The organism is Asanoa sp. NPDC049573, from assembly GCF_040676615.1.
Taxonomy (GTDB): Bacteria; Actinomycetota; Actinomycetes; order Mycobacteriales; family Micromonosporaceae; genus Asanoa.
Genome location: NZ_JBFAPI010000037.1, coordinates 26,667 through 39,702, shown reverse-complemented (window position 1 = coordinate 39,702; position 13,036 = coordinate 26,667). Strand labels below are relative to the sequence as shown.

The 13,036-nt window shown below is 69.0% G+C and carries 13 protein-coding genes; 4 read left to right on the top strand and 9 right to left on the bottom strand.

Annotated features, from left to right (window positions below; all coding sequences use genetic code 11):
- Window positions 1–243 (bottom strand): GntR family transcriptional regulator (locus tag AB0J74_RS37925; RefSeq protein WP_363457843.1); only part of this gene is annotated, 243 nt, incomplete at its 3' end.
- Window positions 244–391: 148 nt separating this feature from the next.
- On the opposite strand from AB0J74_RS37925, the gene AB0J74_RS37920 reads away from it, so the two are divergent.
- The 4 genes from AB0J74_RS37920 (at window position 392) to AB0J74_RS37905 (ending at window position 4,930) form a co-directional block, all read left to right on the top strand.
- Window positions 392–1,084: a 4-carboxy-4-hydroxy-2-oxoadipate aldolase/oxaloacetate decarboxylase gene (locus tag AB0J74_RS37920; RefSeq protein WP_363457840.1), complete on the top strand. Its 693-nt coding sequence runs from the start codon at window positions 392–394 to the stop codon at window positions 1,082–1,084.
- Window positions 1,081–2,097, top strand: a complete 1,017-nt coding sequence (locus AB0J74_RS37915; RefSeq protein ID WP_363457837.1) for an amidohydrolase family protein — start codon at window positions 1,081–1,083, stop codon at window positions 2,095–2,097. Before AB0J74_RS37920 ends, AB0J74_RS37915 begins: the two co-directional genes overlap by 4 nt.
- Window positions 2,098–2,668: 571 nt before the next feature.
- Window positions 2,669–3,412 carry a FadR/GntR family transcriptional regulator gene (locus tag AB0J74_RS37910; protein ID WP_363457834.1) on the top strand — a complete coding sequence of 248 codons (744 nt, stop codon included), beginning with the start codon at window positions 2,669–2,671 and terminating at the stop codon, window positions 3,410–3,412.
- Window positions 3,413–3,679: 267 nt separating this feature from the next.
- Window positions 3,680–4,930, top strand: a complete 1,251-nt coding sequence (locus AB0J74_RS37905; RefSeq protein ID WP_363457831.1) for an FAD-dependent oxidoreductase — start codon at window positions 3,680–3,682, stop codon at window positions 4,928–4,930.
- An 18-nt stretch (window positions 4,931–4,948) separates the two neighbouring features.
- On the opposite strand, the gene AB0J74_RS37900 is transcribed toward AB0J74_RS37905, so the two are convergent.
- The 8 genes from AB0J74_RS37900 to AB0J74_RS37865 all read right to left on the bottom strand — a co-directional run bounded on the left by AB0J74_RS37900 (window position 4,949) and on the right by AB0J74_RS37865 (window position 13,035).
- Window positions 4,949–5,938 carry an ABC transporter substrate-binding protein gene (locus AB0J74_RS37900; RefSeq protein ID WP_363457828.1) on the bottom strand — a complete coding sequence of 330 codons (990 nt, stop codon included), beginning with the start codon at window positions 5,936–5,938 and terminating at the stop codon, window positions 4,949–4,951.
- Window positions 5,935–6,813: an alpha/beta hydrolase gene (locus AB0J74_RS37895; RefSeq protein ID WP_363457825.1), complete on the bottom strand. Its 879-nt coding sequence runs from the start codon at window positions 6,811–6,813 to the stop codon at window positions 5,935–5,937. Before AB0J74_RS37895 ends, AB0J74_RS37900 begins: the two co-directional genes overlap by 4 nt.
- Window positions 6,814–6,821: 8 nt before the next feature.
- Window positions 6,822–7,637, bottom strand: coding sequence for a 3-methyl-2-oxobutanoate hydroxymethyltransferase (locus AB0J74_RS37890; RefSeq protein WP_363457822.1), 816 nt, complete (start codon window positions 7,635–7,637; stop codon window positions 6,822–6,824).
- Window positions 7,634–8,125 (bottom strand): hypothetical protein, encoded by a 492-nt coding sequence (locus tag AB0J74_RS37885; protein WP_363457819.1) that lies wholly within the window; start codon window positions 8,123–8,125, stop codon window positions 7,634–7,636. Before AB0J74_RS37885 ends, AB0J74_RS37890 begins: the two co-directional genes overlap by 4 nt.
- A gap of 10 nt (window positions 8,126–8,135) precedes the next feature.
- Window positions 8,136–9,416, bottom strand: coding sequence for a Rieske 2Fe-2S domain-containing protein (locus AB0J74_RS37880; RefSeq protein WP_363457816.1), 1,281 nt, complete (start codon window positions 9,414–9,416; stop codon window positions 8,136–8,138).
- Window positions 9,417–9,492: 76 nt separating this feature from the next.
- Window positions 9,493–10,257 carry an isochorismatase family protein gene (locus AB0J74_RS37875; protein WP_363457813.1) on the bottom strand — a complete coding sequence of 255 codons (765 nt, stop codon included), beginning with the start codon at window positions 10,255–10,257 and terminating at the stop codon, window positions 9,493–9,495.
- 17 nt (window positions 10,258–10,274) lie between these two features.
- Window positions 10,275–11,570, bottom strand: coding sequence for an MFS transporter (locus tag AB0J74_RS37870; protein WP_363457810.1), 1,296 nt, complete (start codon window positions 11,568–11,570; stop codon window positions 10,275–10,277).
- Entirely contained in the window at window positions 11,563–13,035 is a 1,473-nt protein-coding gene (locus AB0J74_RS37865) for an ethanolamine ammonia-lyase reactivating factor EutA (RefSeq protein WP_363457807.1), read from the bottom strand. The genes AB0J74_RS37870 and AB0J74_RS37865 overlap by 8 nt, the downstream gene beginning before the upstream one ends.
- Window position 13,036: the final 1 nt, after the last annotated feature.

Below are 13,036 nucleotides of genomic sequence, written 5' to 3'. Positions count from 1 at the left end.
GTCGACCAGACCATTGGCCTCCAACACCCGCAACGCCTCACGCACCGTCACACGGCTCACCCCGAACCGCTCACACAACTCCCGCTCACTGGGCAACCGATCACCCGGCTTGAGCCGACCCTGCCGCAACAACAACTTGATCTGATCAACGATCACCTGCGACACCCGATTAAGCGAGACCGCCTTGAACATGTCGGCGTCATCACCGGCCCAAGCGGCGGGCGGAGTCTTCGCGGTAGCCATCGGGTTCTTCCCCCCGTGTCGTGGAGCGGACTAAAGAAATGATGTCATACCACTCTACCAAACGCTCCGTGACCGGGTTATAGTTGCGGACCGCGTCTGGGAAAGATTAGTCCATCAGACCGGGAACGGCGCGGGAGAGTGGAGAGACATGGCGGTCGTTGTCCGGAACATCGCTCGTGCCGCCCAGTCTACTGTGGATGCGTTGGCCGGGTTCGGTGTGGCCACGATCCACGAGGCGCAGGGCCGCACCGGCCTGCTGGACGTCCGGCTCCGCCCGATCTTCCCCGGCGCGCGGCTGTGTGGCACCGCGGTCACCGTGAGCGTCCCGCCCGGCGACAACTGGATGATCCATGTCGCGATGGAGCAGTGCCGCGACGGTGACGTCCTGGTGGTAGCACCGACGTCGCCGTCGGACGCCGGCTACTTCGGCGAGCTGCTCGCCACCGCGGCCGCCGCACGCGGCGTGCGCGGGCTCGTCATCGACGCCGGCTGCCGGGACGTCACCGACCTGACCGCGATGGGCTTTCCCGTCTGGTCCCGCTGGGTCTCCGCGACCGGCACGGTGAAAGAGACACTGGGCGACGTCAACGTCCCCGTGGTCTGCGCGGGACAACTGGTTCGGCCGGGCGACCTGGTCGTCGCGGACGACGACGGCGTGGTGGTGGTGCCACGGGCCGCCGCCGAGGCGGTGGTCGCCGCGTCCGCGGCGCGCGAGAAGAAGGAAGCCGCGGCCCGCGCCCGCTATCAGGCCGGTGAGCTCAGCCTCGACGTCAACACCATGCGGGAACGGTTGGCCCGCAAGGGCCTGCGGTACGTCGACGAGGAGTCGGACGCCGAATGATCATCGACTGTCACGGGCACTACACCACCGCGCCCGCCGCCCATCAGGCGTACCGGGAGTCCTTGTTCCGCGGTGAGCGCCCGACCCCAGCACGAATCAGCGATGACGAGATCACGGAGAGTGTCGAGGGTACGCAACTCCGACTGCTGCGCGAACGCGGCACCGATCTGATGATCTTCTCGCCGCAGGCCTCCGCGATGGGCCACGACGTCACCGACCAGGCCGTCGCCACCGCTTGGGCCCACGCCTGCAACGACCTGCTGCACCGCGTGGTCGAGCTCCACCCGGACCACTTCGCGGGCGTCTGCCAGCTACCGCAGACGCCGGCCGGCGGACTCGACGACGCGGTCCGGGAGCTGCGCCGATGCGTCGAGGAGCTGGGGTTCGTCGGCTGCAACGTCAACCCCGATCCGTCCGGCGGGCACTGGACCGGCAAGCCGCTGACGGACCGATACTGGTACCCGCTCTACGAGGCGCTGGTCGAGCTCGACGTGCCGGCGATGGTGCACGTCTCGGCCTCGTGCAACGTGAACGCGCACACGCTCGGCGCCCACTACCTCAACGCCGACACCGCTGCCTTCATGCAACTGGTGCAAGGCGACCTGTTCCGCGACTTCCCGACCCTGCGCCTGGTCATCCCGCATGGCGGCGGTGCCGTGCCATACCACTGGGGACGGTTTCGCGGTCTGGCTGCCCGGCTGGGCCGGCCGGCGCTCGCCGAGCACGTGATGCGCAACGTGCACTTCGACACGTGCGTCTACCACCAGCCGGGCATCGATCTGCTCTACCGGGTGATCGACGTTGACAACGTCCTGTTCGCGTCGGAGCTGCACGGCGCGGTCCGTGGCGTCGACCCGGAGACCGGCCACTACTGGGACGACACCAAGCGCTACGTCGACAACGCCGGTCTGTCCACTGCGGACCTCGCGCTCACGTTCGAAGGCAACGCCCGCCGCGTCTACCCACGGTTGGATGCCCGCCTGAGCTCGCGGACCAGCAGCGGGGCCGGGTAGGGATCGAGAAACAGCGTCGCGTGCGGCCGCCGACATGAACGCCGCGTTGGACACGATCCGGCCCCGGTCGATCAGCGAAAATTTGCTGGTGCCGCCGCCGAGGTTGGCGGAGAGTGCGAGGTCCGGGACCGCGCCGGACCCGTGTGCCGCGAGCATCGCCTCCCCGCGCCGGCGCAACCCCGGTGGACTTCGGCGGAAGATCTTCGAGCTCGGCGGCATACCCTTCGCCGATGGCCGACGTGAGACCCCTTTTCGCCGGCGCCTTGGCGAAGGTCTCGCGCAGGATCGACGTGTCGTCCGCGTCGTCGATCTCGTCGCCACCGATCCGCCCGCTGATCGCGCCACGATCAGAGTGTCGGGCCGCCACTCTTAGCCGTGTGGCTGCTCACCTTCCGGCCACATGAGACCGAGACCTTGACCGCTGAGAATGATGACCGGCCGCATGGTGGTGGATGCCACGAACCGCGCGGCGGTCGAGCCCGAGCCCCCGGGACGGCTCGGTCGGGCCGCGCCGGGGCGGTCGGTCACATACCATCGATCGCGATTGTTCACTCGCTGAGGAGAGTGGAGCATGGCGGCAACGAAGGAACTCGGCGCCGGCCCTGGCGACATGTTCAGCCGCGTCAACGTCGACCGGGTGTCCCGCGTGATCGTCGATCAGATCAGGTCGCTGATCCGCGAAGGCAAGCTCCACCCAGGCGACCGCCTGCCGAGCGAGCGCGAACTGTGCCAGCGCTTCGGGGTGAGCCGGGTGCCCGTGCGCCAGGCGGTGCGCGTGCTGGAGGCGAGCGGGCTTGCCACGGTCCGCGTCGGCTCCCGCGGCGGCGTCTACCTGGCCTCGCCGACGCCGGAGCGACTGAGCGAGGGTCTCGCCGACCTGCTGAGTTTGCCACCGGCCACCGCGGCGGACGTGACCGAGGGCCGGATGGTAGTCGAACTCGGCATCCTGCCCCTGGTGGTCGAGCGTGCGACCGACACCGACATCGCCGACCTGGTCGCCCTCGTCGAAGCCGGCCGCAGGGCGATGCGGTCCGGCGAGTACACGATGGAGCAGTCGGCGGAGTTCCACATCCGGGTCGCGGAGTGCACGCACAACCCCGCGATCAGCATGCTCGTGCGGAGCTTCCACGGCCCGATGCTGATGTCGTTGAAGGAGGCCCAGGTGGCGGCCCCGGTGATGGGTCGGGTTGGCGTCGACGAGCATCGGCGGCTGGTCGCGGCCATCAGGCGCCGCGACCTGACGACCATGCAGTCGATCATGCGCACGCACCTCAACCGGACCGCGAGCCGGGTCAAGCGCACATCGTTGGGCTAACAAATCCGCGCGGCCTCGACGACGTTGTCTCGTGCTGCGCGGTCGTGCGGCGCAAGTCGGTGAGCCCGTACGTCGCCGCCGTGAGTCCGCGAACAAACACATGTCCATACTGCCCCTGAAGCGCGCAGCGAATCTAATAAGATGGTTTGGCCATTTGCGGCACTACAGGTCCACCCCGCGGCCTGTCCAACCTCCACCGGCCACTTACTGCCTTGCCCTGAAGGCCCGATCCGGTTATGGTCATACCAATGGACCTTAGGGGGTGCGATGGAGCGGCGCGAAAACGTCGGCACGCTCATCATCGGAGCCAGCCAGGCCGGCCTCCAGCTCGCCAGCACACTGCGAGAGCTCGGTGCGACAGGTAGCGTGACCCTGCTCGGTGGTGAGCCGCGGGCCCCTTACCAGCGTCCGCCGCTCTCGAAGGGCTACCTCCGGGGCACGCACCCCGAGGACCGCCTCGCGCTGCGCGCGCCGGAGTTCTACCGGGCCAACGGCATCGACCTGATCTGCGGTGAATGGGTCGACGGCATCCACCTCACCGATCCGAGCCAGGGCGCCGGCGAGGCCACCACCCGCAGCGGACGCACCCTCAGCTTCGATCGCCTCGCGCTCACCGTCGGCGGCACCCCGCGCCGGCTCAACCTGCCGGGCCACGAGCTCGCGGGCATCCACTACCTGCGCGACGTCGAGGACGCCGCCAGCCTCCGCGTCGACCTGGAAAAGGCCGATCGGTTCGTCGTCGTGGGCGGCGGCTTCGTCGGCCTCGAGGCCGCCGCGGCGGCCACGGCGGCCGGCAAGGACGTGACCGTCGTCGAGACCGCGCCCCGCCTCCTGGAGCGCGCGGTCGCCCCCGTCATGTCCGACTTCGTCGCCGCAGCCCACCGTCGTCGGGGCACCACCATCCTGCTCAACTCCACCGTCAGCGGCTTTGTCGGGACGGGACGCGTCGACGCGGTCGAGTTGAGCGACGGTCGGGTGCTCCCCGCGGACGCCGTCGTCGTCGGTGTCGGCCTCGTCCCACACACCGAGCTCGCCGAGCAGATGGGCCTCACCTGCTCGGGCGGGATCGTCGTCGATGAGTCCGCTCGATCCAGCAACCCCACCGTTTTAGCCGCCGGGGACTGCACGGTCATCGCGCACCCCGACCACGGCTCTTTGCGGCTCGAGTCGGTCCAGAACGCGATCGCGCAGGCGAAGACGGCCGCCGCCACGATGCTCGGCACTGCGGCTCCCGACACCGGCACGCCGTGGTTCTGGTCCGACCAGGCCGACCTCAAGCTCCAGATGGCCGGCATCAACACCGGCTACGACCAGGTCGTCCTGCGCGGGGACCCGGCGAGCGAGCAGTTCTCCGCCTTCTACTACCGCGCCGGCCGTCTTCTCTCCATCGACGCCGTCAACGCCCCGCGCGACTACATGGCTGTCCGTAAGCTCCTCGACGGCGGCCGCAGCATTCCGGCCGAGGCAGCCGCGGACACTGCGGTCGCGCTCAAGGAATTCCTCCGCCCAACGGCCTGACCGGAGGCGCCGTTCTCGTCAGATGACGAAGCTCTCGAGCGTCTCGGGTGCGAACAGTTCCTCCGGGGTCAGCCGCCGCAGGGACAGTCCCTGGGCGTGGTGGTAGGCGAGGAAGGTGTCGAGGACGCGTCGGTTGGCATCGAGACCGTAGGACCAGAAGTCGTCACCGAGCAGCGCCCGGTCGGCCTCGGCGTGCTGGATCAGCCACGGCGACATGAAACGCAGCGCGGAGGCGTCGAGGAAGGCCTCATTCGCCATGTCCTTGGCCCGCGTGAACGCCTTGTACAGGGACTGCGCGATCCAGCGATCGGCCTCGTACACGTCCCGGCGCAGTGCGACCACGTGCATGATCGGGAAGATCCGCGTCCGGGCGAAGTACTCCTTCTCCGCAGCCATCGGATCCGTGAACAGGCGCCGCACCCGGCCATCGCCGCGGTAGAACGAGGTCGGGATCCGCGGGCCGTAGAACGCGTCGATCTCGCCGGTGTGGAGCATGTCCGCAAGGGTGCGGTCCGGCGGGATGGCGGTGACGTCGAAGGCGGTGTTGATCGCGCCCTTCTCGATCCGCCCCGGGGTCTCCTGGCCGCCGGTCAGGTAGGTCACCGAGTCCACCGGCACCTCGTACTCGTCGGCGAGAATGCCGCGTATCCACACGTTCGCCGTGAGCTGGAACTCGGCGTTGCCCACCCTCTTGCCGCGCAGATCCCGCGGTTTCTGGATGCCCGAGGAGTCGTTCACGAAGATGCCACCATGCCTGAACATCCGGGACGTGAAGACCGGCAGCGCCACGAACGGTCGATCCGCGTGGTCGAGGGAGGCGGCGTACGTCGACAACGACATCTCCGCGATGTCGAACTCGCGATGTCGCAGCATCCGGAAGAACGTCTCCTCGACCGGCAGCCTCAGGTAGGTGAGGTCGATCCCGTCGGGGCGGACGTCGCCCTCGAGCAGGGCCCGGGTGCGGTCGTAGTCGCCGCACGCGAGCGTGAGGGGAAGCCGCCGCGTCATGCGGTCGTCCTCAGCCGGGGCGCGAGCCGATAACCCGAGAGGAAGTCGAGTATCCGCGCCGTGGACGCCCCCGGCGTCTGCTCGGCGACGGGGGCGTCCCAGTACTCGTTGTGGGGCAGGCACTCCTGGAGGTAGCGCGCCGCCGAGCGGGTGTGGGAGGTGTCCTCGCCAGGCACGATGAGGGCCGGTACGTCGAGCAGCTGCAAGTCCTCCGGCTCCACGCCCGGCACGGTGTCGCGGTCGAACAGCAGGCGCGAGCTGCCGCTGATGATCGTGGTGTAGCGAGCGGGATCGGCGGCGGCGTACGCCGCCGCGAACGCATCGTCGCTACGCAGCACCGCTGCCCACGGGCCGACCCGGGGGTCTTTACCGAAGCCGGCGCCGGTCTCCCGGGCGAGGTCGACGACGGCGGTTAGGCCGTGCGTGAGGACGAAACCGAGGTGCTGGGTGAACCGCTCGTGCTGCTTGGCGCGGTAGGTGACGCCCCCCGCCGGGGAGAAGAGCACCATGGACCGCACCCGCCCAGGCTGCGCGACCGCGATCGCGGCGGCGGTCGAGCAGCCGACGCAGCCGCCCATCGTGTGGGTCTCCTCGACGCCGAGGTGGTCGAGCAGCGCGATCGCCTGGTCGACATACTTCTGCCACGAGAGTCGCTCGAGGCGACCGCCGGACTGGCCGGACTCACGTCGGTCGAAGACGATGCAGGTGTAGTGCCGTGACAGCGCCTCGACGAAGCCGAGCTGCCGGTAACGGCCGAACGACGTCCAGTTCTCGAGGCTGGAGTCGAAGCCGCCGGGGCTGAGCATCAGCAACGCCGGCCCTTGGCCGACCGCCTCGTAGCGGGTGCGGATGCCGTCGAGCTCGACGGTCGGCATGGTGCCTCCTACTGCTTGTCGACCGGGATGCCGCCGCGGATCTGACGGCCGGAGCGCACGTCGTCGATGCAGGCGGTCAGCGCGTCGTACGCCACGCGTGCCACATTGGCGTAGGTGTCGGGCTCCTCGTCCAGCCACTTGGCGGAGTAGCCGATCGCGGCCGTAGCCATCCGGATCCGGCCGTCCAGCCAGGGCCCGCCACCAAAGCCGCCGAGCACCGGGATCGACACCGCCTGTACGACGGCAGGCCCGACCACCGGCCCGGAGTTGGTGAAGTTGAGCGCCACCGCGCCGGCGGACTCGAGCCGCTTCGCCTCGGAGACCAGCTCCTCGAGCATGTCGTCCGGGACCCGGGCCGTGTGGGCGGCGGAGTACTCCACGCCGTACTTGAGCGCCGTCTGTGGCGTGATGCCGAACTGCGCGAACACCGGGATCCCGGCCCGCGTCACGGCCTCGACCGCCTCCGGGAAGTCGGCGGCGCCGTCGAGTTTGACCAGGTCGACGCCGGCCTCCTTGACCAGCCGGATCGCGGCCGGAACGGCCTCGCCCGCCTGCAGCGGGCCGAACGGGAAGTCGCAGCTGAGCAGCGCGTCCGTGACACCGCGGCGCACCGACCTCGCGACGACGAGCAGCTCGTCGAAGGTGATCTCGAGCGGGTCCCGCTGCCCCCAGAGGTTCACACCGACCGTGTCGCCGACCGACACCACGTCGGCGCCGGCCCGGTCGGCGATCCGAGCCATCTGGTAGTCCCACGCGACGATGCAGACGCTCTTCTCCCCCGACGCCTTCATCGCCTGGAGCTTCGGGACCGTCATCGTGCTCATGCCCGGGTCGCCCTCAGCAGCTCGATCAGGTCGTCGGGCTCGGCGGGCACCAGCAGGATGCGGGCGTGCGGGCGCAACGCGAAGAGCGCCTCGCTCGTGAGCTGGCCGGGCGTGACGACCAGGCCGGCCGTCATGATGCCGCGGACCTTGCAGGCGGCGCCGATGGTGGCGGCGGCCTCGGCGTTCTGACCGTTGGTCGAGACCATGACGACGGTGTTGCTGTCCTCCAGCTCCCCAGCCAGATCGACGGAGTCGCCGTCGATGGTGATCAGCTCGTGGCCCGGGTCGGTGGTCGAGTAGAACCGCGCCTGCCCCCACTCCTCCGCCGCCGCTGTGCGCACGATCGACTCGGCGGCGGCGTCCAGTGCAACGACCCGCGTGTTGCGGGCCGCGGCGAGCGGATAGTCGATGCGGAACGCCGCCTCCTTCGCGGTGGTCGCGACGGCGCAGGCGCTGACGCCGGTAGGGATCGACAACTGGTTGGGCATCTTCGCCGCCTCAAACGGTGGTCTGTGGGACACCCGGCTTGGCGATCATCGCCTCACCGATGCCCTCGACGAATGCCTGGTCGGAAGGCAAGACGATGGCGACCGAGCGGACCTTCTGGTCCTGGGCACGGTTGCCGACCGGTTCGACCCCCTCCTGCAGCGCCAACGCGGCCTTGCGCAGCTTCTGGCGGGCTTTGATGATGCCGGCGTCGGTGGCGACCAGGCGCTCCTTGGTGCGGTCGACGATCGGACCCATCGACTCCTGGATCGAGGAGTCCTGAAGCGCGATGCCCTTGATGCCGGAGAAGGTCTCGCCGCGGCGCTGGGCCTCGCGGTCCATCAGGTAGTCGTTGTCCTTGTTGGCGACCGGCCGGTAGGCCGCGTCGTTCTCGCTGTGTACGCCCAGACCGGCCCGCATGGCCGCGACCTCGTTGTCGGTCAGTTGGCGGGTCGGGTGGTAGTCGAAGCTGTAGGCCCAGCAGTGTTCGTCGTCGATCGGCACCCAGAAGTGGCCGTGCACGGGGTGGTCACCGCGCGGGGGCACCATGGTGAAGTTGGGGAGAACCCACGGCGTGACCCGCCAGTAGTAGTGGTTCTCTTCGGCGTTGCGGCGCGCACCGATGAGCAGTCCGCCCTCGTAGTCGACGACCTCGAAGAAGGGCTTGAGGTCGCCCTTGTTGTATTGATTGCCCTTCGAGCCTTTGAAGAGCGGGTCGCTGTCGAGGTTGCCGGAGTGCAGGAAGCTGACGTGGCTGGAGTCGATGCCGCCCTCGAGCGCCTGCAGCCAGTTGCATTCCTGGAGGCGCTTGGAGGTGAACGCGTGGCCCTCAGGCACCGTCACGAACTCCCACTCGGGTAGCGGCGGTTGCTTCTCGGGGTCGCCGAGGTAGGCCCACAGCACGTCGCCGAGCTTGACCATCGGGTAGGACTTCAGTTTCACGTTGGCACAGAAGTTGCTGGTCTCGGGTTCGCTCGGGACCTCGATGGCCTGGCCGGTGACGTCGTACTTCCAGCCGTGGTAGGGGCAGCGCAGGCCGCCCTGCTCGTTGCGGCCGAACCAGAGCGAGACGCCACGGTGCGCGCAGAACTCGTCCATGAGCCCGTATCGACCCTCGGAGTCGCGGAACGCGATGAGCCGCTCGGAGAGAATCTTCGCCCGGACGGGCGGGCAGTCGTTCTCGGGGAGCTCTTCGGCCAGCAGCACCGGCTGCCAGTAGCGGCGGAACAGCTCTCCCATGGGAGTGCCGGGGCCCGTCTGCGTCAGCAGTTCATTGATCTCGGTGCGCAGCATCTATTTCCTTCCAAGGACCCGTCTCGAAGCCATGAACAGCCGGCCACTTTGTGGATGGCATTTGCGGACTAATGGCCTAACCATCATGCCCTCGCCCATTTGGTTCGTCAACCGCCGCGGGCGTCACCTTGACAGCGGCCAGATAGTCGAGGACCTCGGTCAGCGGCACGACATCGGCATACTTTTGATCCATGTCGAAGAGGTTGATGGCCCGCGGCGCCTCGTGCCGGTCGTAGACGCATTCCTCGACGACGATCATGTTGAGCCGGTAGGAGCATCCGTCGACGACGGTCGCACGGACGCAGCCGCTCACCGACTCGCCCGTCACGATGAGGGTGTCGATGCCCAGGTTGTTGAGGTGCATGACCAGGGGCGTCCCGAGGAAGGCGCTCGGGGTCGTCTTGCGGAGCACCACCTCGCCCGGCAGCGGGGCGGCCTCGTCGACGATGTCGTAGCGGCGGCTGTAGCGTTCCGCCGCCGCCACATCGTCGTCCTCCCCGAGCGTCGTGCCACGGCCACCGCGTCGCGACGACCATCCAGGGACGCCGGAGTCCTCCTCGCGAAGCCCGGTGACGTGGATGATCGGCACCCCGGCATCGCGGGCGCCGGCGAAGAGCACCTTGATGTTGTCCAGCGCCTCCCAGCCGGCGAGCCCTGTCGCGCCCGGCCACTTCTTCACGGCCTCCATCAGCGGGACCCGCTCGTCGCCGACGACCCCACGGTAGTTGTCGATCGAGATGACGGCGGCACGATTCCCGTACCCGTAGCGGCGCTTCGGCCGGCTCGCCGCGACATGCGCTCTGTCCTGCTCCGACAAAAACTGGTCCCACACCCGCGCCATGATCGTTCCTCTCGATCTCACCGCTTCCCGGACAGTTGTTTCCGCGCCTCCGCCTCCTCCTTCGCCTCCTCTCGGTGGCGGCGGACGCCCGCCAGCGTGGCAAGGGGCGAGTACTTCGGCGCCCAGTACGCGAAGGCGAGGGCGGCCAGAACGCCGAATGAGCCGACTGAGGCGATGCCCAAACTCAGCGCCGCGGCCGCGGTCACGGCGGACACGGCGACGGGACCGAAGGCATTGCCCGCGTCGGCCATGAGTCGCCACACGGACAGGAACCGCACCTTGCCCTCCGCTGGAGCGACGTCGGCCCCCAACGTCATGCCAATGCCCGCCGTGAGCCCGTTGCCGGCGCTGAGCACCATCGCGACGACGACGAACCACAGCGTGTTCTGAGTGAGCGGGAGCAACATGACGCCGATGCCGTTGAGCGCATTCCCGGGAACCGCGATGGCGAGCCGCCCGAACCTGTCCATGATCTTGCCGGCGGGATAGAACAGGGACATGTCGACGGCACTCGCGATGCCGAAGATGAGGCTCGTCTGGGCCGCGTTCAGCCCGAGATGGTTGGCCCATAGCGGAAGCACGATCTGGCGTGAGGCTCGCACGGCCGTCATGAAGAAGATTCCCCAGCCCAGCGTCGCCACGACACGCCAGTGGCTGCGGAAGATGTCGCGCAAGCCGACCGTCACGACCGCGACGCCCTGTGCCTTCGCCCGCCGAGCACCCGAATCGGCACCCGGCAGATCGGGCACCACCAACAGGACGACCATGGTGATGACGGTTGCGGCAACAGCGACCCAGTATGCGGCCCGCAGATCGAAGAGGGCGATGGCCGCCGCACCGGCGAACGGGCCGGCGAAGCTGCCGATCCGGTTGGAACCACCGAGGCTTGACATGGCCCGAGCTCGCAGCAGCGGCGGCACGTTCTGGGCGATGTACGCCTGCCGGGCCAGTGCGAAGGTCGCGTTGGTCATTCCCACGATGAAGATGGCGACTTCGAGGAGGATGACGGACCGCACGAGCGGGGCGGCGGTGAGGGCGACAAGTGCCACGGTGGAGCTGTAGAGCATCGCCCGCCGCTCGCCGACCTGCTGGGCGAACCATCCCGAAGGCAGCTCGCCGACGAGCAGCCCGATGCCGAGCAGCGACACCGTGAACGCCGCGCGGCCCGGGCTCGCGCCAAGGTTGAGAGCCGTGAGAACGAGCACCGGCGCTATGGCCCCGCCGGAGAGCCCGAAGGTCACCGACGGCAGGAAGGCCGTGGGGATGAGCGAACGGAGCGTGACGGACGGGGCCGCCGTCGAGGAATCAGACATGGCCGTGTCCAAACGCGAGAGACTTGATCGTGATCGGGACATTGCCCGAGATCGGCCGGGGGCGGCCAAGATCCACGTGATCGAAGGCGCGCAACTGGATCCCGTCGAGCACCACGAGCGAGGCGCCGACGCCCAGCTCGTCGACGAGGATCCGGCCCACCGTCAGCGCGATGTCGCCATCCACGAGCAGGTAGACGGTACGGCCGGCGACGGCACGGTCCCCCAGTCCGGCGACCACGGCGCGGGCCAGCGCCGCGATGCGGCGGTAGCGTGGGGCACCGCGCCACGTGAGCGCGAGGACGGCCTCGCGGTCGGGGTCGGCGAGGTCACGGGTCTCGAATGCACGCTGGATACTCGCGGCGAGGGCCGCGTCATCGATCTCGGCGGTGGGCACGTGAGCGACCGGCAGATTCCGCCTCGGCAGGCTGGCGTCCGGGTCGCTGATGTAGCCGGTGAGGCCGGAGAGCTGCACGGTGTGTTCCGACGCGCCCACGACGGTCGCGCGGATGGCCTCTTCCCCGACGCGCAGCGGCCCCGGAAAGACTCCCTCATCGAACCGCCGCTTCAACCCCGCTGCCAGCGAGGGGCCGAGGTCGCCGAACTCTCGCGTCTCGCGGCCGTGCAGATACACCGAGACACCACCCGAGACGACGACCCCGTCGACGCGCGCCGGAAGGTCGAGCAGTGGTGTGAGGAACAGGTCCGGCCTTCCCCCGACGGCGTCCGCCACCGCCTGCGCCATGTGCTCGCCGACTGCTGCCAGGTCGGTCGGCGCCACCGCGGCCCCGAGCGCCCAGTCGAAGCCCGCGGCGGCGGCGTGGCGCATACCACCCGGCTCGAGCCGGATGAGCCGCCCGTCGGCATCGACGGCGAGGAGCCGCCCGCCGACAAGGAAGGCCGCGGTGCCGATGACCCGTCCGGCGTCGATGAGCGTCAGCTTCGTCGTGCCGCCGCCGATATCGACGTTGAGGATGACGCTGCCCTCATCATGTGACTGGCGTACCGCTCCCGAGCCGTAGGCCGCGAGCAGGGCCTCCATGTGATGCCCGGCGGTGGCGCAGACCAGTTGCCCGGCCCGCCGCGCGACCACCTGCGCGATCGCCTCGGAGTTCGCCCGTCGCAGGGCCTCACCGGTGAGGATGACGGCGCCCGTGTCGATGTCGTCGGCCGTCCAGCCCGAACCGTCATAGGCGGCGTCCAGCATCTCGCCGAGCGCGACGGCATCGATGAGGTCGCCATCCACGTACGGCGTCAGGCGAATCCCGCCGTCGAACACGAGCTCGCGGCTGACGACGACGTACCTGCTCGTGAGGTCTGCGGAGTGCCGCTTGAGGTGGAGCCGCGAGAAGGCGATCTGCGTCGTCGCCGAACCGACGTCGACGCCGACGCTGTTCAGGATGACGTTGTCGACCGCCCACATCGCGTAGTCGTCGGGATCCCCGTCGAAGTGGTCGTCGTCCACCACG

What these genes read in the sequence shown, in the direction of transcription:
- AB0J74_RS37920 (WP_363457840.1), top strand. Translation starts at nt 392, where the DNA reads ATGGCGGTCGTTGTCCGGAACATCGCTCGTGCCGCCCAGTCTACTGTG.
- AB0J74_RS37915 (WP_363457837.1), top strand. Translation starts at nt 1,081, where the DNA reads ATGATCATCGACTGTCACGGGCACTACACCACCGCGCCCGCCGCCCAT.
- AB0J74_RS37870 (WP_363457810.1), bottom strand. Translation starts at nt 11,570, where the DNA reads ATGTCTGATTCCTCGACGGCGGCCCCGTCCGTCACGCTCCGTTCGCTC.
- AB0J74_RS37910 (WP_363457834.1), top strand. Translation starts at nt 2,669, where the DNA reads ATGGCGGCAACGAAGGAACTCGGCGCCGGCCCTGGCGACATGTTCAGC.
- AB0J74_RS37895 (WP_363457825.1), bottom strand. Translation starts at nt 6,813, where the DNA reads ATGCCGACCGTCGAGCTCGACGGCATCCGCACCCGCTACGAGGCGGTC.
- AB0J74_RS37880 (WP_363457816.1), bottom strand. Translation starts at nt 9,416, where the DNA reads ATGCTGCGCACCGAGATCAATGAACTGCTGACGCAGACGGGCCCCGGC.
- AB0J74_RS37890 (WP_363457822.1), bottom strand. Translation starts at nt 7,637, where the DNA reads ATGAGCACGATGACGGTCCCGAAGCTCCAGGCGATGAAGGCGTCGGGG.
- AB0J74_RS37900 (WP_363457828.1), bottom strand. Translation starts at nt 5,938, where the DNA reads ATGACGCGGCGGCTTCCCCTCACGCTCGCGTGCGGCGACTACGACCGC.
- AB0J74_RS37875 (WP_363457813.1), bottom strand. Translation starts at nt 10,257, where the DNA reads ATGGCGCGGGTGTGGGACCAGTTTTTGTCGGAGCAGGACAGAGCGCAT.
- AB0J74_RS37885 (WP_363457819.1), bottom strand. Translation starts at nt 8,125, where the DNA reads ATGCCCAACCAGTTGTCGATCCCTACCGGCGTCAGCGCCTGCGCCGTC.
- AB0J74_RS37905 (WP_363457831.1), top strand. Translation starts at nt 3,680, where the DNA reads ATGGAGCGGCGCGAAAACGTCGGCACGCTCATCATCGGAGCCAGCCAG.